The sequence below is a fragment of the Nitrospirota bacterium genome, assembly GCA_016235245.1.
Classification (GTDB): domain Bacteria; phylum Nitrospirota; class Thermodesulfovibrionia; order Thermodesulfovibrionales; family UBA6898; genus UBA6898.
The window spans coordinates 18,477-42,216 of the sequence record JACRLO010000023.1; the positions used below are offsets into that span (position 1 = coordinate 18,477).

Below are 23,740 nucleotides of genomic sequence, written 5' to 3' on the forward strand. Positions count from 1 at the left end.
ACTACTTGATGAACACAATGTTCTGGGACAAATGACCACTGAGCGAGTTCGCCAACCCAATCCCCATAATAGAAATGCACCGCTCGCGCTGCGACTGTACTACAATGCCACCAATGCTCGCGTCGTTCCCAACAGAGCGGCAAGGTGTAACGTATTCGACGCGAGACAGCACCTCCAAGCTAATACGGGTGTAAATAAATGGCGGTGCCGCAAGCACTGCCTTTTTTATTCCCAGGTCTTAGAGACCAAGCTCCTCTTTCCTTCCCGCCAACAATATTTCATCCCCGATCTCTGCTGGCAGTGTCTTGATCATTTCCCTCAACCGGTGCTGGTACAGGCTGAGAGTGAGATTGATAAGGAGGGTTTCGCGCCAAGACCCAGAATAATCCTTTAGGATAAGCAGACCTTCGATCACCTTGACCATAGCAAGACCATTCCCGATTATGCGGTTGTAAGGTGTTTCAAAGTGAAAACCATTCGGAAAGGAGAACTGGGTTGTCGAAGAATTGGGATCTGGGTTTTTCCGAGTATTGTCGTCCATGGCAGAATTCTATCACACAAAGATGGAATGACAAACTGGGTCATATCCAACATCTTTGGATTATTGCTGCTCACAACTTCAGTATCAGCTTTGGGATTTTTGGCTCACTGTTTATGATTTTTTCCAGTCCTTGTAGGGCAGCCAATCCCTTCTTTGTCAGCGAGCATTTTTTGTTGTTCTTGGAGACGAATCCAGATTCCCCAGCGTCTTCAGGTGTTTAGAATTCCGATGTTTTCAATGAGATGTCAGAAAATTCAACACATCACTGTGGCAATCAAGAATATTGCACATACGGCAGGAGTTGTCCCTGCCGTACATTTTTTGCTGTGCCTCTGTTGCCATAACGCCAATTCGCGCTCACCTAGACTCTTGCTGGAGAAAGCGTTCCTGATGAAGACAAAAATCGCGCTAATGCCGTAAGCACGCTCGTGTTTATGCACTGGAAGTTGTTACGAATGAAAGTTGTTGTCAGACGGCTTGGTTTTGTTACAACTTCTAGTGATCTGCCGCCACAATCGCCACATGAACCTCCACCTGGGTTTCCGTCATCTTTTTTGAGTGGAATTGCTTTACTCCATTTCTTTCGGAGCTTTTAGTTTTTTCTTTCCGCGCATTGTCTCATGGTCGTGATCTCCAAGCCACTGCTCACTTTCCCCTCGCACGTTTGCAGGAACACAGATCGATCGTGCGCGTCTCTCATGCAGGACAGCCAAAAGATCATCGTCACTCATGGAGTCTACCTGTATCCCAAATCGCTCACGAAATCCATTGACATCCAACGCATATGCGAGGGTTTCGAGCATTGCCCAATTCGTCATATGCTCCACGCGACTGCCTGCCTTCTTCCAAGGATGCTCTAGATCCTCTAGTTCTCCTAGCCACGTGATGTAGCCAGTTTCAACTTCTTCGATCCCATATCGCGCTCGCATCACCTTTCCGACTTTGTATAGTTGGTGAATCCCGCTGTGATCCCAAAGCTGGCGCGTTAGTTGCTTGGCAGTCTTTTCATCGTCCTGGGTAGTGGTTGAATAAATCAGATATCCACCATCTGAAATTCCAAAGCGCTTCTCGACCTCAATTTGTTTTGGGTCTAACTGCAGGCGACCAGTAATCCCTGCAACCGATGGGAACTTTTCGTCGTAGCGATACAATTTTCCAAAAGACATCTCCCAGGTCTTGAAGCTGTCCGGTGCGTGTTCTAATTCAATGACGGCGCGATATGTAATTCGCGCAGGTTCTAGCGCGCTCGGATCAATACGATACGGCGTTAGGTCCATCCTGGGTCTGATTGCCGTTTCGTCCTTCGACAATTCAATCTTTTGTTTGGCATCTTCGTTCTTTTTCTGGATCGCCATCAGCTCTTGTTCCGTCCATGCCAGGACTTCTCCCAACCGGATAAAGTACGGACTGTAGCGCTTGAATTCATTGGGCTCTTCAATGCAACTCTGCCAAAACCACCCATTTGACTCCGCGACCACGGTACCACGGTTAGGAGGCAAATCGCAGACCCAGGTTTCAGACGAATCGTCTCGCACCCAAGACAACGGTCGGGTAGAGAGATCAATATCTTTGGCGGAACCTTCGCGTGCGCCGGACAAGAGTAAATGGATGAGTGTCTTCCAGAATTGCTCCTGCTCCTTGGCGTCCTCTTCCGCCATTTGTTGCAATATCGATTCATGTTCGGCTAAGAAAGCCAGAAACTCTGGTGCTGCTTGCGGACTCAGTCGCATGCGTTCAACTTCAGCATGCGGGCGATCTGATACTACCTTCTCCTCTTTTGCTTTCGCATTGGATTTCTTTGCTGGACGCTTTAGTTCGGGCGCTGCCGGCATGGGTGAAGATGGTATGCGTTGAATGATGGGGATTCCTTCGGTTCGCCACTCCGTTGTTTTGCCAAATGTCTCTACCAGTTCCAACGCTTGTTTCGCCGAAATGACTTCAAGCTTTTGAGGGGGATTATCCCAGATGACAACCCCACGCTTGGACTTCCACTTTTCACGCTCCACTGGACCCAGCCACGCCGGTGGTTCATTGGAACTGGAGGCAGACTTGTATGAGCCGTACTTTTCATAGTTGATCCGTAGGCCCCAGGAAGGGACGACCTTCTCGACTTGTCCTGTGTATCTTGGTCCGCCATTTGAACTATTTACTGCACTCGCTACCTGCGCTGGCGAAGAAAAACCAAAAATCTGATTGGCGCGCGCAATAAACTCCTGATGCCAAAAGGTCAGTAGCTCTTCTCCGATTTGATTCTCAACACAAATCTGCTTGGCTTGTTGCGGGTCTTGCAAATATTGAAGCACGACCCGCAACTTGAACTCGGGCGAGTATTCTACCGTTACCTGTGGTTTCGCTTTTCGCTTGGGCATCCTAACCTCCGGTCACCGCCCCACTTGGCATGTAGAAATTTGACACCAGAAAGAAAAAACATATAATGCAGGCGTAAACAAATGGCGGAGCCGCAAGCCCCGCCGTTTTTTATTCCCAGGTCCTAGAGACCAAGCTCCTCTTTCTTTCCCGCTAGCAGTATTTCATCCCCGATCTCAGCTGGCAATATCTTGATCACTTGCCTCAACCGGTGTTGGTACAGGCTGAGAGTGAGATTGATCAGGAGGGTTTCGCGCCAAGACCCAGAATAATCTTTCAAGACAAGCAGGCCTTCAATCACCTTGACCATAGCAAGTCCGTTTTCGATTATGCGGTTGTAAGGTGTTTCCAAGTGAAACCCATTTGGAATGGAGAATTGGATCGAAGAATTGGAGTCTGGGTTTGTCTGAGTATTTTCGTCCATAACAGAATTCTACCACACAAACATGGACCGACAAATTTTGTCACATGCAACATCTTTGGATTTTTGACTCTTTTCCAAAAGTAAAGTCACTCAATCTGGGAACCTACTGCTCGCTGCAAGGGTCAACCCTATTCTGAATGCCGTTTGATCCATTGCTCGCTTTCCGTTCGCGCCGCCACAGGAATGTGTTTAGATTGCGCACGCCTATGGTGTAAAATATCCAGTATCTTGTCATCGGTAATGAGATTAGGCGATAGGTGCAGTCGTTCCCTGAATCCATCCACATCTAGCGCATAGGCCAGAGTTTGTTCCAGTGCCCAATCTGCCATGTGTTGCTCTCTGGTTCGCGGTGACCGCCAGGGTTGTTCAGGGTCTTCCAATCCTCCTAACCATGTGCAGTATTGAGTTTCAACTTCCTCAATTCCATAACGTGCCTGCGTGATCTTACCCTCTTTGTATAGACGTTGAATTCCACTTGCATCCCACAGATGTTGTGCTTGCGTCGTGGCGATTTGTGCTTGGTAGTAGATTGCGGTCGAATGAATGAGATTGTACCCGTAATTCGGACCTGCCGGTTGCTCAATCGTTGCGACAATGTCACTGATTCCCAATTCACCAGCGACCCGCATCGGACCAGGAAATTCTTCATCGTATCGCCAGAGCTTGCCAAATGACATCTCCATCGTCTTGAAGTGTTCCGGCTGATGCGTCAAGTCGATCAACACCCGATACGTAACCTGCTCCGGCTCAAGCACACCAGGATCGATGCGGTAAGGTGTGAGATCAATCCTGGATTTGTTAGACACCGTCACCATCTCAGTCTTTGCCAACGTTTGTTTTTCAGTGGCTTCGGTCCCCTCGTTCTGGATCGTCAATAGTTCTTGTTCGGTCCACCGCAGCGCTTCTTCCAAATCTGGAAAGAACGGACTATCGTGCTTGAAACGATTGGGACGCTCAATAAAACTGGACCAACACAAATTCGATTTGTCGAGAACGACCGTTCCGCGATTCGGAGGCATATCGCAGACCCAGGTGTGTGATTCAGCGCGACGCAACCACGGCAATGTCCGTTTCGCCAGATCAATCTTGTTCTCTTCATCTGTCTGTACCCAACCCAGGATCATTGTATAAACCTGACCTAAGACCTTTCGTCGATGTTTGTCGTCTTCCTCCGCCATTTCCCTCAGAAGAGCTTCGTGTTTCTCCAAGAAAGCGAATACCTCATCGCCGACCTCCACTTTCAGGCGGAATCGTTCTTCCTCGACCAGTTCCGGCTTGGGCTGTTTCTGTTGAAGGGCTAGATCAGCCTCTGCCTTTTCTTTCTTGCCGGATCGTTTTTGCTTCGGATCTTCCGACACGTCGAGGAGCGTGACGAGTCTTGTAATGGTGATACCTTCTTTTCGCCACTCATCGTTCTTGCGCAATTTCGCCAATAACCTTAGCGCTTCACCAGCAGAAAGATCTTCGAGCTTCCGCATGTGTTCATCCCAAATCAGGACGCCGCGCTCATTGATCCACTCCTCCTGATAAGATTTAGGAAGCCAAGACGGTGGTTTGGTTGAACAAGACGGAGGGTGAAACGAGCCATACGTACCCTTATTGAGTCGAATGCCCCAAGATAGCTCAGTGGGTGAAACCCTGGAATCGACTTTTAGAGAATCGGTTGCGCCAATCTCTTGACTTGCCGATTGGGATTGCGCAGGAGAATTCATAGAACCCGAGAAAATCTGGCTTGCTCCGGCAAGGAACTCTTGATGCCATTGTACAAGTAACTCTTCGCCGATTCTATATTCCTGACAAATTTGGTTTTTCCTTTTGGGACTGCGAACGTATTCCAGCACTGCTCTTAGTTTGAATTCGGGCGAATGGTTTTCTTCGGCATTTGACATACTTTGGGGTTTGGGCATTGTGACCTCCGGAGAGCATTATATCAGAGGTTGTTTGAATCACTTTCAAGGCGAACCTGGGCACTCGTAAGATGTTTTTGCTCAAAAGCGCAACTGGGCTATAATGTGCTCGTTCGCATACTCGCCAGTAGCGCAGAGATGGTGCAATGAACCAAGCCGGGTCAGATTGGATTTCAGTCGTTGAGGCGTGCAAAATCCTCGGAGTTGCACGCAACACCCTTAAGAAACTTATCCGCGAGGGCACTCTTCCTGCGTACACAATCCAAGGTGTTGCAGGATATAGACTCAAGCGCCAAGACGTAGAAGCTTTGCTCCAACCGGTGGTTGTCCATACTCCCAAGAAACAGAAACGGAATCGAAAGACAAGCCGAGGCAAGTCTAGCTCGCGCTAGTCAAGTTGTCTGACATCGCAGGAACTCAGCTCAATTTATGCAATTGAGTGCTCTTGTAGGACAGACTTGTTGCAGTCCAGACGTTCGCATGTAGCACTATTCCTCCCTCGAGGCTACATCGTATCTTGAATCGCACATTGTGTGTATCCCTGTCCATGTGGCTATTATGGTGATCCGGTCAAAGAATGCACCTGCTCGTTGACCAATGTGATGCGCTACCAAAAACGTCTTAGCGGTCCGCTCCTAGATCGCATCGATATTCACATCGAAGTGCCGCGCGTCGATTACGAAAAATTGTCTGGCGACCGACTGGGCGAAACGTCGGAAAAGATCCGCGCGCGAGTGGAAGTGGCGCGCGAACGTCAGCACAAACGCTTTGGTGGGACGGGCTTGCAATGCAATGGCGATATGGGACCAGGTGAAGTTCGCAAATATTGCGTGGTCGACGACGCGGGGAAAAATTTGTTGCGCGCGGCGATGCAGCAAATGCAAATGAGTGCGCGCGCATACCATCGCATTTTGAAATTGGCGCGCACGATTGCGGACTTGGCGGGCTGTGACCACATCGAGACGCCGCATCTCGCCGAAGCGATTCAGTATCGACCCAGGAAGCAGAACTGAATCGCTAGTGATGAGGGATGGGATTATTTTGAAAGCGTGGGAAGGTAAAACTTTTCGCGCTTTATTTATTTCCGTTTGCCTAATCACCGTCCGTTCCAAAAACGGATTCTTGTTTCCGAATGGTAGCGGTTGCCGATGTCGTCGCAACCGGTAATATCTCAAAGCAGATGCGATATTTGCCCATATTCCCTCCGTTCGGTTTGCATTGTAGTATTTTTCTGACAACTGAACTTGCTAATTTATTACACAAACCTCGTTTCACACCCTATATGTCGTCAAGGAACCTAAGCGTAGAATGAGTGCCAACTGGATCGTGCGAAATTTTAATATTGGGACGATTGTTCAGGTTAAGGACCGAAATTGGATTGTTGATGGAATGATATCATTGTGCCTAAACGCGTATCCAAGCGAAGCGTATCGCGTCTAGTTCGACAGTTGGCCAAAGCGCGCGGCTCACTCATGATTATCGGCGGAGCGGAAGACCGCTCTGGTGAGCGGCGAGTCCTGCGCGCCTTTGTCGAATTGGCAGGTGGACGCGACGCGCGCATTGTTATCATTGCCGTTGCATCCGCCACGCCCACCGTCGTCGGTTCGACGTATGTTCAAATCATCAAAGAACTTGGAACCAAGCAGGCGACTTTATTAGATCTCGCGACGCGCGAAGATGTGGTCGCGCCGCGCGCTTTGGAAACGATTCATAAAGCCACCGGCGTTTTTTTTACCGGCGGCGATCAAGTGCGCATTTCGCAATTGATCGGCGGCACGGCGCTGGATCGATTGCTCATTACGCGCCACCGCGAGGGTCTCGTCGTGGGCGGAACCAGTGCGGGCGCAGCCATCATGTCGTCGATCATGATTGTCGGCGGGCTGGGATATGGTTCGCTGCGCATGGACAACGTCGAACTGGGATCGGGCATGGAATTTTTGCCGGGCGCGATCATCGATCAGCACTTTCAACAACGATGGCGCTTTCGGCGATTGTTGGCGGCGGTGGCGCAGTATCCTTTTGAATTAGGCATCGGCATCGACGAAGACACGGCGATCATCGTCCAAAATGGAATGTTTCAGGTGATTGGTTCTGGCGGAGTGACGGTGATCGACGGTAAGCGCATCACGCATGTGAGTCGGCCGGAAGCGAGTGACGATGGGATTTTGGCTTTGTGCGGTCTAACCGTTCACGTGTTGACCGAGAATATGGGATACGATCTAAAAAGTCGCAAGCCAATTGTCGATTGGAGGCAATCAAATGAAACTCGAAGCTCCGCGCGGTAGACTGCTTGCCATCGGTGGACATGAAGATAAAGGAGCCAAGTGCGAGATCTTGAAAGAATTCGTGCGTCTGGCAAAAGGCAAAGCCAGCTTGGTCGTCATGACCATCGCCGCTAAAAATGCAAAAGAACTGGGTAAAGAATATGCACGCGTATTTAGAAATTTTGGTGTAAAGGATATAACCGTGGTCGATATTAGCACGCGGGAAGATACCCACACCAAAAAATCGGTGCTGGCAATTGAGAAGGCGACCGGCGTATTCTTTACCGGCGGCGATGCCTTGGATGTCACGGGTTTGCTCGGCGGTACAGAAATCGATCGCTTACTGCACAAACGATATGAAGAAGGCATGATCTTGGGGGGAACTAGCGCAGGTGCGGCGATGATGTCTCATGCGATTATTATCGACGGTGAAAGCGATGCCAATCCTCGCTTGAGCGATGTGCAAATCGCGCCGGGCGAAGAATTTATCATGGGCGCAATTATCGATACGCATTTTTCACAGCGCGGGCGTCATGGTCGCCTGATTTCGGCGGTCGCTCAGCATCCGCACGATTTAGGCATTGGCATCGATGAAAATACGGCGATCTTGCTCGAAGACCATCAATTCCGCGTCCTAGGTGAGGGCGCGGTAACCGTGATTGACGTTGGTTCGGCAAAATATACGAACGTGCCGGACGCGAAAGAAGGCGAGAGTTTGGCGTTGTATGATGTCAAAATGCATATTCTGCCAGCGGGGCATGGCTTTGATTTGGAAGCGCATCAACCTCTGATGAAGCGTGAGGCAGAAAAACAAAAAGAAGAACGGAAAAAATCAACCCAGAAACGTGACCACAGTAAAAAGTCGAAAAGCAAGAATCAGAGGACGAAATGAGAATCGGTGGATTCAAAAGTATTCCGGGTCCCAATATCTATAGTTACGATCCGGTGCTGGTGATGAAACTTTATTTGGACGATCTGGTGAACACGTCGAGCGCACAGCTTCCCAGTTTTACGGATCGGTTGCTCGCGCAGTCACCGGGCTTGCGGGAACATCGATGCTCCGAAGGACAACCCGGTGGATTCGTCATGCGGATGCGTGAGGGGACGTATTGCGGACATATTGTCGAACATGTCGCGTTGGAATTATCGGGCGCAGTCGGAATTCCCGTCGGCTTTGGCAAGACGCGTTATGCGGGTGAATCAACCGCATACAATGTGATCGTCGAGTGTCCCAATGAAGCGGGGATGCGTTCTTTATTGGAAATCTCCGTCGCGTTAGTCGAAGCGTTAATCAAAGGTGAATCGTTTCCACTTGAAGAACGATTGCGTGCCGTGCGCCGCCTGGTCGACGACACCGAACTGGGACCCAGCACGCGCGAAATCGTCAAGGCCGCGCAGCGCCGAGGGATTCCGTGGTTGCGTTTGAACCAAGGAAGTCTCGTGCAACTTGGCTATGGCAAGCATCGCAAATTAATCGAGGCGGCGATGGCAGATACGACGTCGGCAGTAGCGGTTGAAGTGGTGAGCGACAAACAACTGACCAAGGCATTGCTGGAGCGCGCCTTTATTCCGGTTCCACGGGGAGAGACAGTCAAGAATGAAGAGGAGGCGGTCGCAGCGTGGCAGCGGCTTGGCGAACCGGTCGTGGTCAAGCCGCTCAATGGTTCGCAAGGGCAAGGTGTCTCGCTCAATCTGAATAGCGAAGAAGAGATTCGACGCGCGTTCAAATTCGCGCATGAACTTGCGCCTAATGTGTTGATCGAGGAATTGTATCGCGGAAAAAATTATCGCGTCTTGGTGGTGAATGGTAAAATGATTGCCGCGAGCGAGCGACTGCCCACGATGGTGGTCGGCGATGGCGTGCATACGATTGCCGAGTTGGTGGACATGGTCAACCAAGACCCACGTCGCGGCGAAGAGCATACGAAACCGCTCACGCGCATTGTGTTGGACAAGATCGTGATGGAGCGACTGACGAAATATGGTATGACGCCTGAGCAGATTCCGGCAAAAGACGAGCAAGTGATTTTGCGCGAAAGCGCCAATCTTTCGACGGGTGGCACCGCCATCGATGTGACCGACCGGGTGCATCCGGAGACGATTAAAATTTGCGAACGAGCAGCGCGCATCATGGGGCTCGATCTTTGCGGGGTGGACTTGGTCGCCGACGATATCTCGCAACTGCTTGAATCGCATAATGGCATTTTGGAACTCAACGCGTCGCCGGGGTTGCGGATGCACGTTTTTCCAAGTGAGGGTCAATCCCGTCCCGTCGGTGATGCAATTATCAACTTGTTATTTCCACGCGGAAAACCTACACGCATTCCCATTGTGTCGATTACGGGCACGAACGGCAAGACGACGGTCACGCGCATGATCGGACATATCTTGAGTGAAGCAGGGCATGTCGTAGGCATGACTTCAACCCATGGCGTGTCGATCAATTGCGAAATGGTCACGCACGGTGACGATACCGGTCCGCGTTCGGCGCAGATTGTGCTTTGCGATCCGCTCGTCGAAATTGCCGTATTGGAAACTGCGCGCGGCGGCATTGCGCGTTCGGGCTTGGGATACGATTGGTCGGATGTAGGCGTCATCACCAATATTCAAGCCGATCATATCGGACAAGATGGCATCGAGAGTATCGACGATTTAATTTATATCAAATCCCTGGTGGCAGAACGCGTCAAGGAACATGGGACGCTCATTCTAAACGCCGATGACGAAAATGTGAGGTCGATTGTCGATGCACCTCGCGTGCAAAAAATCAAACGACAGATCGTTTACCTGGCGCAATCATCCGACAATCCGTACCTCGAGCGTCATCGTCTGCAAGACAAGACTGTTTTCTTTGAACAAAGAGGCTGGATTGTCGAAGCGCACAGCTATGCCGAATATCGAATAGTGCAAGTGGCCCAAATTCCTGTCACGCTGGGCGGGCAGGCGCACTTTAATATTATGAATGCAATTGCGGCTGTGGCAGCTTGTCGCGCCTTGGGCGTTTCGCGCGAACGCGTCGCGAGTGGCATTGTAAAATTCCTGGGATTGACGCACAACGAAGGGCGTGCCAATTTGTATCGCGTTGCAAGCGGCTATGTGCTGCTCGATTATGGACACAACGCGCACGCATTTCAAGCCATCGCGCAAATGGCAGCCGAACAACAGAAACGACGGGTGACCGGAGTGATAACGGTCCCCGGCGACCGGGCGGACCGGGTGTTGGAGCAAGCGGGGCAAGCAGCAGCGCGTGGCTTTGATCGAATCATTGTGCGCGAGGATCATGATTTGCGCGGTCGCCAACCCGGTGAAATCGCGAGACTGTTGCAGCAAGCGATTCAAAACGAAAATCCCAAATGTGATTGCACGGTCGTTTTGGATGAAGAGCAATCGTTCGCGCAAGCGTTGCAAGAGATGCAAGCGGGTGAACTGGTCGTCATGTTTTACGATAGTTTTGAAAAAGCGCAGCGCGTGTTAGAACATTTCGGCGCAGTGCCGGTCGACGATGCCAAGGAGTATGCGCTGGCATTCGCGCCGAAGCTTGAAATGGTGGGCGACGCGCTGTGACCGAGAAAATGGGATGCTCCGCCTGTGATGGAAAATAGAGCCAGACCTTCCAGAAGATTACGAACTCTGGAAGGTCTCTTTATCTCCAATGAATGAGCAGCGCACGTTGATCAATTTTGACGGCTTGCGCTCAGTATGGTACACTAGCTGCATCTTATTTTATCCGCGACGTTGCGGAAAAATTTGTGATACCTCGAAAGGCACAAGAGCGAATGAAGATACTCGCGGTCGATGATTCCGACGTTCAGCTAAGAATTCTGCGCATGGTTTTAAAAAGCGCTGGGCATGAAGTGGTCGAAGCAATTAATGGCCAAGTCGCTTGGGAGTTGCTTCAGAAAGAACATATTCGTTTGGTCATTACCGATTGGATGATGCCCACACTCACCGGTCCAGAATTGATTCGGCGGATTCGCGCGGCAAATTGGGCCTCTTATACGTATATCATTCTCTTAACCTCGCAAGATACCAAAGACCAAGTGGTGGCGGGGCTTAACGCCGGCGCGGATGATTATGTGACCAAGCCGTTTGATCCCGCCGAATTGGTGGCGCGTTTGGGAATCGCGCAGCGGATTCTTGATCTCGAAGCGCGATTGGCGGCGATGGCGCGCCAAGACCTGTTGACCGGGTTGTTCAATCGCCGCGCGCTCTACGAAACACTGCAAGCTGCGGTGAGCCAGGCGACGCGGGAAGCAAGCCCGCTTAGCTTGATTTTGGTCGATCTCGATCATTTTAAGTTGGTCAACGATCAATACGGACATCCGATGGGCGATCAAGTGTTGCAGCGGGTTGCTGAAATATTGCGCACAAACAAACGTGCGTACGACTCGGTGGGGCGCTGGGGTGGCGAGGAATTCTTGATGGTCTTGCCCAACACCAATTTGGATCAAGCCGTGGTCGTCGCCGAACGTTTGCGCGCGCTGTTGGCTTCGATTCAGCTCCCGGTCAACGACCAAACGAAGATCACGTTGAGCGCAAGTCTGGGAATCACATCGACGCAAAATAACCTGCCGCCATTTCTGATCGATAGCTTGTTGAAACAAGCCGACGAGGCGCTGTATCAAGCCAAAGGCAAGGGGCGGAATTGTGTCTGTGTGTTCACTTCGCCGTCGATTTGAGAATTTACCGCTGGAACATTTCGGAGTATAATTAAAGCGAGGAAGTGAGGCAGCTAAATCGATCATTCGGTTCGAAAGGAGAACAAACAATGATCAAATTAGAGTTGACTCACGATGAGGCGGAATTGCTTCACAAAGTCCTGGATTGCTATCTCGGCGAACTCGCGATCGAGATGGCGGCGAACGGGATCGAGGATTTTACCGGTATCTTGCAAAAAGAAGACAAGTCGGTTCAAACAATGCTTCGGCATTTGAAAGAACAAGGCATTGGCATTCTCACTGAAGATCAGGTGGGAGAGTACGAGTAAAGCAGGTAAGACCCTTAAGGTTTCTTTGTCTGGTCAATCTACTGGTGACGAGAGTTGCATTGGCTAACAAAGGTACTGGTTAACAAAGAAACCTTTGGGGTCTTGTTTTAAATGATGACAAAAAAATCCGAAAACTCTTTCAACTCACGCAAGTACCAAGGTCAGGTAGAACGCGAACTTATTTTCGGCGGAGTCTTGGTTGGGCTAGCCGTCGGCGGCGGTTTGATTGCGCTGTTCTGGGGAATCCCAGGGCTCTTTACCGCCCTGCTTTTCTTTTTGGGATTTTGGCTGATGGTGGGTTTGATCTGGGGATTTCTAAAACTGCTGGAGATTTTCACGCGCGACTGAACGAGATGAGCACCCGGGTTTCTTCACGAAACCCGGGTGCTCTTAATTTCTACTCGTAACGCGCCGCGCTTCGATGACATTCGGCAACCGGTCGATCTTGTTCAAGATGCGCGTGAGTTGGTCTGCGCTCGCGATTTCTAGCGTCGCCGTGATGATGGCGATGTGATCTTTGCGACCGCCTTGCGCATTCGCCGAAATCATGTTGACGTGTTCGGCAGTGACGATGCCGGAAATATCGTGGACGAGTCCGGCGCGATCAAATGCTTTGACCTGGACGAACACGGGGTACGCTTTTTGGTCCGTCTGGCTCCAATCGATGGCGATCAAGCGTTCGCGTTCGCCGTCGTCCACGTTGAGCATATTGCGGCAGTCGCGCCGATGGATGGTGACGCCGCGCCCGCGCGTAATAAAGCCAACGACATGATCGCCGGGGAGTGGGTTGCAGCAATTGGCGACGCGCACGAGTAAGTTGCCCATGCCTTCGACGGTGGCAGCGGCTTCAGGCGATTTAGGTGTTGGCGCAACCGGCGCTTGTTCTTCCGGTTTCGTGCCTTCGCTTTCCAATAACTTGATGCCGAGCGTCTGAATGCTGAGGTCTTCGTGTCCGATGGCTTCGAACAAGTCGTCGGCATTTTTGTAATTAAAAAGCTTGGCCAGTTCTTCAAAGTTGCGCGGGTCCATACCGAGTCGATGCAACTCTTTTTCAAGCAAGGTGCGCCCCTCGGCGATGGCTTGCGTCCGTTCTTGATGTTTGAAGAAATAGCGAATCTTTTCTTTGGCGCGCGCGGTGCGAACGAGATTCAACCCAGGATTCAACCAATCGCGGCTGGGTCCGCCTTTTTTCGCCGTGAGAATTTCAACGCGCTCGCCGGTCTTGAGTCGATAATCGAGCGGAACGATTTTACCGTTGACCTTGGCCCCACGGCAACGATTGCCAACTTCAGTATGCACATGGTACGCAAAATCGATGGGCGTGGCACCGGCGGCCATTTCGATAATCGCGCCTTTCGGCGTAAAGACGTACACTTGGTCTTGGAAAATATCCGTCTTGAGCGAATCGACAAAAACGCGCGCATCGGCAATGTCTTTGCGCCATTCCATCAACTGCCGCAGCCAATTGATTTTTGTTTCGAGCACCGGATCGTGTTTCGCCCCAGGTTCTTTATAGCGCCAGTGCGCTGCGATACCAAACTCAGCAATCTCGTGCATCTCGACTGTGCGAATCTGAATTTCGACCGGTTTGCCCGCGGGGCCAATCACTGCCGTGTGGAGCGATTGATACAAATTCTCTTTCGGCTTGGCGATGTAATCGTCGAATTCGCCGGGGATAGGCGTCCACACAGAATGCACCGTGCCTAGTACGACGTAGCAATCGCGAATCGAATCGACAATGACGCGAATCGCGCGAATGTCGTAAATCTGATCAAAGTCGCGACCTTTGCGGATCATTTTGTTGTAGATACTGTAAATGTGTTTGGGGCGTCCGCTGATTTCGCGCGGCGTAATGCCTTCTTGCGCGAGGCGTTCGGTGAGGATGGTGATCGCTTGTTGAATGTATGCTTGCTGATCGTCTTTATCGTCCGCCAACAACGTTTCGATATAGTCGTACTTGTCGGGTTCGAGGTACCGTAACGCCAAGTCTTCCAACTCGCGGCGGATGTTGTACATGCCCAAGCGATTCGCGAGCGGCGCGTAAATCTCCATCGTCTCGCGCGCGATCTTTTTTTGTTTGTCCGGCGGGCGTGCGTAGAGCGTGCGCATATTGTGCAAGCGGTCGGCGAGCTTGATGAGCACGACGCGAATCTCTTCCGCCATCGCCATGAACATTTTGCGGAGCGATTCCGCTTGCGTTTGCTCCATGCCAAAGCGCAGACCGGACAGCTTGGTGACACCATCGACAAGCGTTGCGACTTGGACGCCAAATTCTTTTTGGATTTTTTCGAGGGGAACGTCGGTATCTTCGGGGACATCGTGGAGGAGCGCGGCAACGATCGTATCTTCGTCGAGGCAGAGGTCGGCAAGGATATTCGCAGTCTCGACGCAGTGGGAGATGTAGGGATCGCCCGTCGAGCGCATAATGCCTTCGTGTGCACGATACGCCAGATCATAGGCGCGCTGAATGCGCTCAAAGTTCGCGTTGGGGTTGTAGGATTTGATTTTGGCGAGCAGTTCTTGAATATCCATCGCAATTCCTTGCGATGATTTTACTCAAACGATGGGGTTTTGGCAATAGTCGAAAAAACTTGCGCGACGGACGAAAAGTCTGTCGCGCAAGTCGCCTAAGAGCTATGCCACATTGGCTGTGATTTTATGGTTCGCGTGCGTACGGCGGTTTGTATGGACTGGAGAGGTTGTGGACCTTGTCCGGCGAGAATTCCTTGCCCGCGCCATGACATATCGAACAGGTCTCTACTCGCCGACTATCGTACGGGTCGGCGGGATTGGGGTTCTTGACCATCATATCCATATGCGAAATCGCTTTGTCATTATCATGGCAGGATGAACACGCCAAGCGGCTCGCATTCGTCTTCCATGTCCCACTGGTTTCTTTGGTATGGCATTTTTCGCAGTTGCGTACATCCTGCGGGAAGATGATCTCGGCGAAGGCATTGGGATTGCCAGCATAGCCGTACTCCGGATGCTCGAGGTATCTTCCAAAGTGAATGTTGTGCACACGAGCAGAAGTCGGTTTAGCACCAAAGCCGGCCCAGCCGCTCGTCGAGTTACCACCTGTTCGGGGGAAGAGATCGCCAGTGCCAGACCATCGCTGGTAGTCATGACACGCTACGCAATAGTCGGCATCGAACGGTTGAGGATGAATCGGTCCCTCATCGAGATGCCAGATGGTATCGGCATGGCAGCTCGCGCAGCCAGACGCCACTTTCTTTTCTGGCGTTTCCGTACCAACTTGGAAGGTCAGGAAACCAATGGCTGTACGGCTAACGTTCAACGCTTTCGCCGCAGCATTAGGCGCGCCTGCGGGTCCAGGTTTGTCTAGCGTGCCTGCCACGACGCCATTCGGGATCACGTAGGAGTAGATCATGTAGGTTCCAGGTTTCAATCCCTTGACGTCATCGAGTTGGTAGGTAACTTTGTCCGCACTACGAATGACCAGCGGATCGGTAAAGTTCAACGGATCACTGCGGGGTCGCAAGTCATTGGCTGGGATAGACGCGTTCGCCATGACCACGTATGGCTCCATGGTAGTGCCAGCCGTCATGCCACCCTTGGCGAGCGGTAAAGGACCGGGCTTCCATCCCATCTTGGTTGTGACCGGGCTGTTGTAAATTTCAAAGCGCGAAGTGGGCGCGCCGAGGACAGTGCTCGCGATAGTGACGCTGCCCGCCGTGTTGTTGGAGGTGATGGTGACTTCGCCTTTGAGGTTCGCCTTGAGCCAGTCACGAACTTGGTCAGGCGTTTGCAACCCAGCAGGTGCAGCAAGCACCTGCACGGGTCCACCATTGACGGCAATCTTGAACGTATCACCCTCGGCGAAGGTCCAGCCTTTGGTCGGCGTACCCGCCGCTGCGATACTGCTCGAAGCCGAAGCACGTGCTTTGCTGTCGGCGTTTTTGGCGACATTGGTCAGCACCGGCACAGGAAGGGCACGCGGACCGTAAACGAAAAAGCTGGCGGTCGAGAAGGATGTCTCATCGATCTTGGTGTGATCGATGGGTTTGCCGTTATCGTCGCGGATGACGATGGTGAGCATCGGCTTGTCGCCCTCGGTGTAGAATTTGCCATTCTTGGGAGGCGTCAAGCTAAAGTCGATCTTGTTCAGGGTAGCGCCGGTCAATGAGGCGGAGGGAGTGACCTTGTGCGCGTTAGCAACCGACATGGCTCCGCCCGTGTCCGGTGGGTGACAGCCTGCGCAAGTGGAGTCATTCGCTTGCGGTCCGCCTTTGTGCGCGACACTGGTCTTGGGCATACTCGCCGTGTCGCCGAACCAGACATTGTCATGGCATGTGTTGCATAATTCGCGTGAAACCGCCGTCTTCCAGCGATCATCGACGTGGCATGTGTTGCAGTTCTTTATGTTGGCGGGGAAAACAACACCAGTGTAATTTCTGAAAACGCCGGTCTTGGGATCGGTGTTGATGGGATTCTTGAGTTCTTCGCCCTTGTGCACGCCATGTGCCCGCACGACGATAGGATCGGGCACCGGTTTGCCATCGACGGTATAAGCGGCATAGCCATCGTTGTTATGACAAGCTTTACAGGTGCGCACAGGAACAGAATCAATCGATGGACTGCCATACGGCGTTCGACCCGGATCGACGTGATGCAGGTAGAACTGACCATTCGATGTGCCCAAGTGACATGCCGCGCATTTATCTTTATCGACAATTTGTTTTTCGGCGGTGGCTGTGCCGAGTTGAAAATCGACTAGGGTAAACGCTTGATTGACGGGCGGGTCGCCTTTTTTGACCGCCCAGATCGAAACGGTATACGTCCCCGGTGCTTCATTGCTAACGGCTTGGAACGTATATTTCAAATTGTTGCCGTCGATTTGAATGTTGGTGTCTTTGAGGAGGTCGATGTAGTGGTGTGGAGTTTTTGAACGATCGGTGTTGGCGTTGAGCAGTTTTGAAACGGTAACCGTCTTGCTCGTTTCTTGCGGTCCATACGCATAGAGGTTAAGTGTTGCGAAATCGTCTTTGGTGAGCGAGCCGCCAAACTTGTCCTTGAGCGTCACCGTCAGTGCGGGTTTTTCGCCCGCGACGTAATGAGTGCCGTTTGCGGGCTTGGACAGCGCCGCGCTGACATCCATTCCCGTGTCAGTGCCTGGTGCAAGCGGTGCCGCTTTTGCTTGAGGACCGGCAGGACCGGCAGGACCTTGTGCCCCCTGAGGTCCCTGCGGACCTTGCGAACCGACAGGACCGGCTGGACCTGCAGGTCCGGTTGTAGTTGTAACGGGTGCAGCCGTGCATCCGGCGACCAGCGCGATTCCCAGCACCACCGCAGCCAGCATCAGCATGCAGATTGCTTTTCGTAGCATACCATACTCCTTCGTTGGAGAAATGTTGAATAAAGCTAGAGGACAACGGTCAATTTTTATTCGATACCCACCTCGCTTTCTCCGGTTTTCGGAAAATAAAAATGCCTCCGCACACGCGCCGATGCGCGCACGAAGGCATTCGCCACCTTCGGCGAGTTGTTTTACGATACCATCCTCAGTATCGCCATAAAGTTACAATCGAATCATAACACAAATTCGAGTATCTAAAGTATCAATTTAGAGTACAAATGTCACTATTTGGTGGGTGATAGACTTGGGATCGGCTAAACACAAAAATCTGCAACTTCCCTCTAAAATCCAAGTAATTTAGAGACTATAGAGATTTGACCGGGTCACGTTTCTCTAAAATTACCCATCCCCCAGATTGCCGCTATCATCCCCAACCAAACTCGCTGAAAGGAATCCGGTCTCGATAGTTTTCCCACCCTTTGCGAACATACGGAATCAAATTGCCTGGCAAAGCGCTCAAAGGATGCCATTGCAAATCATCGCATTTGTTCGGTTCGTTATTGACGATTTCGCCTGTCCAACTTTTCACGACAAGAAAAAAATCGATTCGTTCTTCTTCGGATTTGCGATTCATGACATGGACGACTTGAAGCTCTTGTCGCTTCAAATCGACACCGACTTCTTCGCGCGCTTCTCGAATGGCTGCTTGAGTGACCGTCTCGCCAATCTCGACATGTCCGGCAGGCACGCTATAGTTTCCATCTTCCCAACCGGTATTGAAACGGCGCAACAACAAAATGTGATCGTCACGGAAGAAAAACAAATGAATGGCGACAGGAAACTGACTACGCATAATGCCTCATGTGTTTTAGATTCTAGAATTGCAACGATCCATGCTCGCTAATAATCAACACCTGCTGTCAGACGCGCACAGGCGCAACTAACAACAGGTGCAAATTGCCCAAATATCGAACAGCAAATATTCTCCGCGAGGAGTTTTTGTTCTGCTTGCTTTAGCCGACCTCAGCTCTGGCTTCGCCTTCCACGCCGGAACCCTTGCGCCTGCGCAATTGCTTGCGCAACGCCTTAACCGCTTTTTCGGCGACGACCTCGGGATTGCCCACCCAGTTTTTCAAATCGAATGCAAATTCGCCATTGGGCGACATGGTCAACATGCGATGCCAATTTCTGATGTACTCGCTGCTCGCGTAGGTCACTTGAATGCTGTCGCCGCTCGACAAAACGAGACTGAATGTCGGCGCGTTCTCCAACACCATTTTGAAAAAACTCAAATCGACTTTGCGAAATTGCTGGCGCGTAGACAGTGCAACCACATCGTTGTAATACAGTTCGGCGGTATGTTCGTTGTAAATTCGGCCGCTGATAAAATCCCAAAAGCAGCCATAATTGCCCAACACTTCTTCCGCGACGATGATGAACTCGACGTAGTAGACGCCGTACAAATCGACAAAGCGATCGTTGCTGATAAAGTCCAACCTGGATGCGGCGAGATGTTTGTTGCGATCCACTTCGCGCGGGTCAAGCAGTAATTCGGGAATTGCTTTATTGCGTTGGAGATAACCGGGTCCAATGATGCATATCGGATTGGGCGTCTGATCGTCCAACATCACACGTTTGTTTTCCAACCCCGTCTGTGCGAGCGCGTGCTTGGTGAGCCAATCGATGTCTTCTTCGAGCCATTGCCGCATCTGCTCGACCGTTGTGGGTTCGGGGACTTGGCGCTGCAAATAAACGATCTGCTTTTGCAGCATTGCGACTTGCTCATTCGAGTTTCGGATAGCTTTGGAAATCTTGCTATTGGTCTGTTGCCAGACGACATAGATTCCTAATAGATCCAGAAGTACAAGTGCGATTACACCGAATGCGATTTGTTCGAAACCGAATCGATAAGTAAGGGCGGCGGCAGCAGCGAGAACTCCGGCTGCGATGCCGAGAACTCTGATCTGCTGTCCCATCTTCGTCCGAAGGGCGGTTATTTGCTTGTCCTTCTCGCGCGTTACAGAATCGATTGCTTGCTTTTGGGGTTTACCCACGTCGGCAGACCGGATGTGGAAAAAGTAATCCCAAATCTGGAGGCGTTTTTCGAGTTTGGGATTTTTCATTGCCTGGTCGCGCAACTCGTCGCGGTCGCGACGCGAGGGCAGATATGGCATATCGCTGAGGTAATCCCAGACATCATTTGAAAAAACGGTTGAAGGCATTCCCTATCTCAGTGTGAGGCGAAATCAATTGCTGAATCCAAAATTTGAATCATCGGAACCAATTATACAAGCGTCGAGTAATTTCCGCAATTATGGCAACGCATACGTTCCGCGCTTTAAATATTCGCCTTGCCCGCGCTTGCCGAGGAATTGATCGTCCTCAAAAATTTTTCGCCCACGCGCTATCACCAGCGACGGCGAGCCAGCAACCGTCATGCCTTCGTACGGATTGTAATCGACGTGCATGTAATGCGTCGCCGCGCTGATCGTGTACGGCCGATGGGGATTCCACAACACCACGTCTGCATCGCTGCCGACGGCAATCGTTCCTTTGCGCGGGAACAATCCGAAAATTTTGGCTGGCGCGGTGCTAGTGACTTGCACAAATCGATTCATGCTCCAGCCGCGTTCGATCACGCCGCCTTGATAAACGACGTGCAGTCGATTCTCGACACCTGGGACGCCGTTTGGAATCTTGGCAAAATTTCCGATGCCGAGTTCCTTTTGCTTGGGCAAGCCTTTGTAACCTTCGTGCATACAAAATGGGCAATGATCGGTTGCGACGGCTTGCAAATCGTCGGCGGCGAGCGCGCGCCACAACGGTTCTTGGTTGGCGCGTTCGCGAATCGGCGGTGAGCACACAAAGCGCGCGCCGTCGAAGCTGCCGTCGGCATATTGTTCGTACGCGAGCGCGAGATATTGCGGGCACGTTTCGCCATATGCGGGCAACCCGCGATCCCGTGCCGCGCGAATCGCTTCCATGGCGCGATGCGATGAGACGTGAACGATGTACACCGGCACACCGGCGAGTTCGGCGAGCAAAATCACGCGCTGGGTCGCATCGGCTTCGGCTTGATGCGGGCGCGAAAGCAAATGATAATTCGGCGTCGTTTTGCCGTCCGCAATAAATTTCTGCACGAGATAATCGATCACGCTGCCGTTCTCGGCGTGCATCATGATGAATCCGCCGTTTTCGCCGGTGCGCTGCATCGCTTTGAAAATTGTGCCATCGTCAAGCTGTAATCGATCTGGGTACGCCGTGAATAGCTTGAATGACGTAACGCCTTCGCGCACGAGCGCGTCCATCTCGGTCAAGAGGTTATCGGGCAAGTACGACACGATCATGTGCAAGCCAAAATCGATCACGGCTTTGGGTTCTGATTTCGCAAGCCATTCATCAAGCGCAGCATGCATCGTGCCGCCGCGTTGCTGCGTTGCAAAATCGATGATGGTGGTTGTGCCGCCATGCGCCGCTGCAATCGTGCCGGTTTCAAAATCATCGGAAGAGACGGCAGCGCCGACGTTGAGTTCCATGTGAGTGTGACAATCCACGCCGCCGGGAATCACATATTGCCCAGTCGCGTCGATGACGGAATCGGCTTGCAGCGGCAAGTCTCGTCCGATCAATTCGATCTTGTCGCCGTCGATCAATACATCCGCGATATAATCATCCGTCGCGGTGATGACGCGCCCGCCGCGAATTAGTGTAGTGCTCATTTAGAATCCTACTGGGAATTGTCATTCTGAGCGGAGCGAAGAATGACAACCATAATATTACCCGAATTCCGGCGCAATGTCTTTCATGAATCGTTCCATTTGCGCCAGTCCAATCGACACATCGTTCATCGGAAACCACAGCGCGGCGTGTTCCAATCCGGCTTGCGCGTATTGGCGTAATGTTTGCCGAATATCGTCATCCGTTCCACTCAAGCGGCGACGCGGCGCACCGCGATATTCGTACGTAGGCGGCGTTGCTGGATTCAGGTCGATGTTGAGGCGCGCGGAGATGGTCAAGCGCTTCGACGGATTGAGTTCTGCGATGCGCGTGACGGCTTTCGCAACAACCTCAGGCATTGCGCCGGTCGCGTGCCATGCATCGCCAAACCGTGCCGCGCGGCGAAAAGCTGGCTCTTCGTTGCCGCCGATCCAAATCGGAATATTTTTCTTGGGCGGAAGCGGCGCAAACACGGCGTGATCGAGGTTGGTGTACTTGCCGTGAAACGTCGCGTCCTCATTCGACCAGAGCGTGCGCAAAAGCGTAATGTCCTCGTCGAGTCGCTTGCCGCGATTTTTGAAATTTGCTCCCAGGTTTTTGTATTCCGTTTCGTTCCAGCCAACGCCCAGCCCAACGATCATGCGTCCGCCCGACGCGACATCAATCGTGGCGATTTGTTTTGCGGCGAGGATTGGATTGCGCTGGGGCAGCACCAAGATCGACGTGCCGAGTTTGATGCGCTGGGTGATGGGCGCGACCATTGCCAGCGTCACAATCGATTCCATGATATGTCCGTATGGCTCGATATTTTCTTGCGGCACGATGACGTGATCGGTCGTCCACACGGAATCGTAACCCAGTTGTTCTGCGGCTTGCGCCACGCGCCGAATATCGTCAAACGTTTTGCCCTTGCCGTAATTTGGCAAACCTGCACCGAATATCATTCTGCCTCCAAGTTAATTCGTTGGTTCGTTCGTTGCATCGTTGAACGATGTAACGATCCAACGATCCAACGAGTCAACGATTCTCCTGAACCAAATGATTGATTTCCTTCGGTCCGCCGAGAATGGCGAGCGTGTCTCCCTCGCACAATTGGATGTCGGCTGCTGGATGCATATCGCGCTGGCTATCGTGGACCAATTGCACAACGCTAATATTATAGTGCTGTTCCGCATCGCCGACGGACATGCCGACCAATTTTGATTTCGGCGTAACGTCCAAGCGCGCCAGACTCAACGATTCGCCATCGACCGTGATCGGGTTGGAAATGTCCATGCCCGCTGCGGTTGCGGCGAATGCAGGCGCTGCCATGCTCGTCGCACTCAGCGCGCTAAAGCCGAATTGTTTTTCGAGCGCTTGCGCAAAATCGTCGTCAAAGATTCTCATCACGACGCGAATATCGGGATTGAGACTGCGCGCCTTGACCGCGATTTGCATGTTCAAGTTATCGTTCTGCGTGCAGAGTACCAAGACTTGTGCGCGTTTAATGCCGGCTGCATCGAGCATGGCTTCGCGCGTGGCATCGCCCGCCAAGATCGGCACATCCAATTTTTGCAAGTCGACGATGAGATCATCGCGCGGATGCAGATCGACCACGACCACTTCTTGATTCATCTCGCGCAGTTGCCGCACGACGCGATGACCCAGATGCCCCAAACCAATCAGCACGATATGATTACCAAAAGTCGATGCGACTGCCATTTGCCACTCCTTGCTGCGCGACCGGCGATTGAAAAATACCAAGGCGAATTCTGTCAATCCTTGAGCGATAATGACGATACCCAAAAGCGGCATCGCAAAATAGAAAATTTGTAGATACCAAGTGCTGGGAAAGTCGCCGTTGGTCTGCAAGAAAACCATCGTCAACGCGAGATAGATGGCTTCGATAGGACTGCCCAGTTGCTCGCCCGCTTGTTCCGCCGCATAAAAATGAAGCAGACCGCCGCCGACGATGAGCAGCAAAAAGAGCGCCAACGGCGTGCGAAAATCGCGCAGCAATAATGACGTATCGCGCCACGCTGCGCGCCAACGCCGGAAAAGTGAACGAATCTTGTTTTTCATTTTATTGCATTATCTTTAAAACAGTAACCGCAAAATTCCACCTACACGCCTCTGATGCGGTATAATGGGTTCTCAAGAACCCTACGACGCAAAGGTGTGTGGATGAGACGAGCCAAAGACAATTCCGAAGTTCCCAAGCGTTACTATCGGCCAGA

18 protein-coding genes and 1 pseudogene are annotated in these 23,740 nt (G+C 51.8%); 8 read left to right on the forward strand and 11 right to left on the reverse strand.

Annotated elements, in window-relative coordinates; all coding sequences use genetic code 11:
* Positions 1-238: 238 nt before the first annotated feature.
* The 4 genes from HZB31_11305 to HZB31_11320 all read right to left on the reverse strand — a co-directional run bounded on the left by HZB31_11305 (position 239) and on the right by HZB31_11320 (position 5,239).
* Positions 239-541, reverse strand: coding sequence for a hypothetical protein (locus HZB31_11305; protein ID MBI5848512.1), 303 nt, complete (start codon positions 539-541; stop codon positions 239-241).
* A gap of 569 nt (positions 542-1,110) precedes the next feature.
* Positions 1,111-2,910 (reverse strand): transposase, encoded by a 1,800-nt coding sequence (locus tag HZB31_11310; GenBank protein ID MBI5848513.1) that lies wholly within the window; start codon positions 2,908-2,910, stop codon positions 1,111-1,113.
* A 122-nt stretch (positions 2,911-3,032) separates the two neighbouring features.
* Positions 3,033-3,332, reverse strand: coding sequence for a hypothetical protein (locus HZB31_11315; protein ID MBI5848514.1), 300 nt, complete (start codon positions 3,330-3,332; stop codon positions 3,033-3,035).
* A 128-nt stretch (positions 3,333-3,460) separates the two neighbouring features.
* A complete protein-coding gene (locus tag HZB31_11320) occupies positions 3,461-5,239 on the reverse strand; it encodes a transposase (GenBank protein ID MBI5848515.1) in 1,779 nt (592 codons plus the stop codon).
* 146 nt (positions 5,240-5,385) lie between these two features.
* Here HZB31_11320 and HZB31_11325 point away from each other — a divergent pair, with 146 nt between their 5' ends.
* The 8 genes and pseudogenes from HZB31_11325 (at position 5,386) to HZB31_11360 (ending at position 12,838) form a co-directional block, all read left to right on the forward strand.
* The gene (locus HZB31_11325) at positions 5,386-5,631 is read left to right on the forward strand and encodes a helix-turn-helix domain-containing protein (protein ID MBI5848516.1); all 246 of its coding nucleotides are present in this window, start codon (positions 5,386-5,388) and stop codon (positions 5,629-5,631) included.
* A 141-nt stretch (positions 5,632-5,772) separates the two neighbouring features.
* Positions 5,773-6,252 (forward strand): annotated as a pseudogene (locus HZB31_11330) (ATP-binding protein).
* Between the two features lie 459 nt (positions 6,253-6,711).
* The gene (locus tag HZB31_11335) at positions 6,712-7,524 is read left to right on the forward strand and encodes a cyanophycinase (GenBank protein MBI5848517.1); all 813 of its coding nucleotides are present in this window, start codon (positions 6,712-6,714) and stop codon (positions 7,522-7,524) included.
* Entirely contained in the window at positions 7,499-8,395 is an 897-nt protein-coding gene (locus HZB31_11340) for a cyanophycinase (protein MBI5848518.1), read from the forward strand. Before HZB31_11335 ends, HZB31_11340 begins: the two co-directional genes overlap by 26 nt.
* Entirely contained in the window at positions 8,392-11,067 is a 2,676-nt protein-coding gene (gene cphA / locus HZB31_11345; GenBank protein MBI5848519.1) for a cyanophycin synthetase, read from the forward strand. The genes HZB31_11340 and cphA overlap by 4 nt, the downstream gene beginning before the upstream one ends.
* 212 nt (positions 11,068-11,279) lie before the next feature.
* Positions 11,280-12,182 (forward strand): diguanylate cyclase, encoded by a 903-nt coding sequence (locus HZB31_11350; protein MBI5848520.1) that lies wholly within the window; start codon positions 11,280-11,282, stop codon positions 12,180-12,182.
* Positions 12,183-12,271: 89 nt separating this feature from the next.
* Positions 12,272-12,490 carry a hypothetical protein gene (locus HZB31_11355; GenBank protein ID MBI5848521.1) on the forward strand — a complete coding sequence of 73 codons (219 nt, stop codon included), beginning with the start codon at positions 12,272-12,274 and terminating at the stop codon, positions 12,488-12,490.
* A 111-nt stretch (positions 12,491-12,601) separates the two neighbouring features.
* Complete coding sequence (locus HZB31_11360; GenBank protein ID MBI5848522.1) at positions 12,602-12,838, forward strand: hypothetical protein; 237 nt, start codon at positions 12,602-12,604, stop codon at positions 12,836-12,838.
* Positions 12,839-12,880: 42 nt separating this feature from the next.
* Here the strand turns inward: HZB31_11360 and HZB31_11365 are convergent, their stop codons facing one another.
* The 7 genes from HZB31_11365 to HZB31_11395 all read right to left on the reverse strand — a co-directional run bounded on the left by HZB31_11365 (position 12,881) and on the right by HZB31_11395 (position 23,585).
* Positions 12,881-15,022, reverse strand: a complete 2,142-nt coding sequence (locus tag HZB31_11365; protein MBI5848523.1) for a bifunctional (p)ppGpp synthetase/guanosine-3',5'-bis(diphosphate) 3'-pyrophosphohydrolase — start codon at positions 15,020-15,022, stop codon at positions 12,881-12,883.
* A 124-nt stretch (positions 15,023-15,146) separates the two neighbouring features.
* Positions 15,147-17,837, reverse strand: a complete 2,691-nt coding sequence (locus HZB31_11370) for a cytochrome c3 family protein (GenBank protein MBI5848524.1) — start codon at positions 17,835-17,837, stop codon at positions 15,147-15,149.
* A 394-nt stretch (positions 17,838-18,231) separates the two neighbouring features.
* On the reverse strand, positions 18,232-18,660 hold the full coding sequence (locus HZB31_11375) for an NUDIX domain-containing protein (GenBank protein MBI5848525.1): 429 nt from the start codon (positions 18,658-18,660) through the stop codon (positions 18,232-18,234).
* A gap of 160 nt (positions 18,661-18,820) precedes the next feature.
* Positions 18,821-20,029, reverse strand: coding sequence for a hypothetical protein (locus HZB31_11380; protein ID MBI5848526.1), 1,209 nt, complete (start codon positions 20,027-20,029; stop codon positions 18,821-18,823).
* A 90-nt stretch (positions 20,030-20,119) separates the two neighbouring features.
* Positions 20,120-21,526 carry a dihydropyrimidinase gene (gene hydA / locus HZB31_11385; protein ID MBI5848527.1) on the reverse strand — a complete coding sequence of 469 codons (1,407 nt, stop codon included), beginning with the start codon at positions 21,524-21,526 and terminating at the stop codon, positions 20,120-20,122.
* Between the two features lie 57 nt (positions 21,527-21,583).
* Positions 21,584-22,468, reverse strand: coding sequence for a TIGR03619 family F420-dependent LLM class oxidoreductase (locus HZB31_11390; protein ID MBI5848528.1), 885 nt, complete (start codon positions 22,466-22,468; stop codon positions 21,584-21,586).
* Positions 22,469-22,541: 73 nt separating this feature from the next.
* Positions 22,542-23,585, reverse strand: coding sequence for an NAD-binding protein (locus HZB31_11395; GenBank protein MBI5848529.1), 1,044 nt, complete (start codon positions 23,583-23,585; stop codon positions 22,542-22,544).
* Positions 23,586-23,740: the final 155 nt, after the last annotated feature.

Coding starts and splice junctions, on each gene's coding strand:
- HZB31_11395 (MBI5848529.1), bottom strand. CDS start 23,585: ATGAAAAACAAGATTCGTTCACTTTTCCGGCGTTGGCGCGCAGCGTGG.
- HZB31_11360 (MBI5848522.1), top strand. CDS start 12,602: ATGATGACAAAAAAATCCGAAAACTCTTTCAACTCACGCAAGTACCAA.
- cphA (MBI5848519.1), top strand. CDS start 8,392: ATGAGAATCGGTGGATTCAAAAGTATTCCGGGTCCCAATATCTATAGT.
- HZB31_11375 (MBI5848525.1), bottom strand. CDS start 18,660: ATGCGTAGTCAGTTTCCTGTCGCCATTCATTTGTTTTTCTTCCGTGAC.
- HZB31_11325 (MBI5848516.1), top strand. CDS start 5,386: ATGAACCAAGCCGGGTCAGATTGGATTTCAGTCGTTGAGGCGTGCAAA.
- HZB31_11390 (MBI5848528.1), bottom strand. CDS start 22,468: ATGATATTCGGTGCAGGTTTGCCAAATTACGGCAAGGGCAAAACGTTT.
- HZB31_11310 (MBI5848513.1), bottom strand. CDS start 2,910: ATGCCCAAGCGAAAAGCGAAACCACAGGTAACGGTAGAATACTCGCCC.
- HZB31_11370 (MBI5848524.1), bottom strand. CDS start 17,837: ATGCTACGAAAAGCAATCTGCATGCTGATGCTGGCTGCGGTGGTGCTG.
- HZB31_11335 (MBI5848517.1), top strand. CDS start 6,712: ATGATTATCGGCGGAGCGGAAGACCGCTCTGGTGAGCGGCGAGTCCTG.
- HZB31_11380 (MBI5848526.1), bottom strand. CDS start 20,029: ATGCCTTCAACCGTTTTTTCAAATGATGTCTGGGATTACCTCAGCGAT.
- HZB31_11315 (MBI5848514.1), bottom strand. CDS start 3,332: ATGGACGAAAATACTCAGACAAACCCAGACTCCAATTCTTCGATCCAA.
- HZB31_11355 (MBI5848521.1), top strand. CDS start 12,272: ATGATCAAATTAGAGTTGACTCACGATGAGGCGGAATTGCTTCACAAA.
- HZB31_11365 (MBI5848523.1), bottom strand. CDS start 15,022: ATGGATATTCAAGAACTGCTCGCCAAAATCAAATCCTACAACCCCAAC.
- HZB31_11320 (MBI5848515.1), bottom strand. CDS start 5,239: ATGCCCAAACCCCAAAGTATGTCAAATGCCGAAGAAAACCATTCGCCC.
- HZB31_11350 (MBI5848520.1), top strand. CDS start 11,280: ATGAAGATACTCGCGGTCGATGATTCCGACGTTCAGCTAAGAATTCTG.
- HZB31_11305 (MBI5848512.1), bottom strand. CDS start 541: ATGGACGACAATACTCGGAAAAACCCAGATCCCAATTCTTCGACAACC.
- hydA (MBI5848527.1), bottom strand. CDS start 21,526: ATGAGCACTACACTAATTCGCGGCGGGCGCGTCATCACCGCGACGGAT.
- HZB31_11340 (MBI5848518.1), top strand. CDS start 7,499: ATGAAACTCGAAGCTCCGCGCGGTAGACTGCTTGCCATCGGTGGACAT.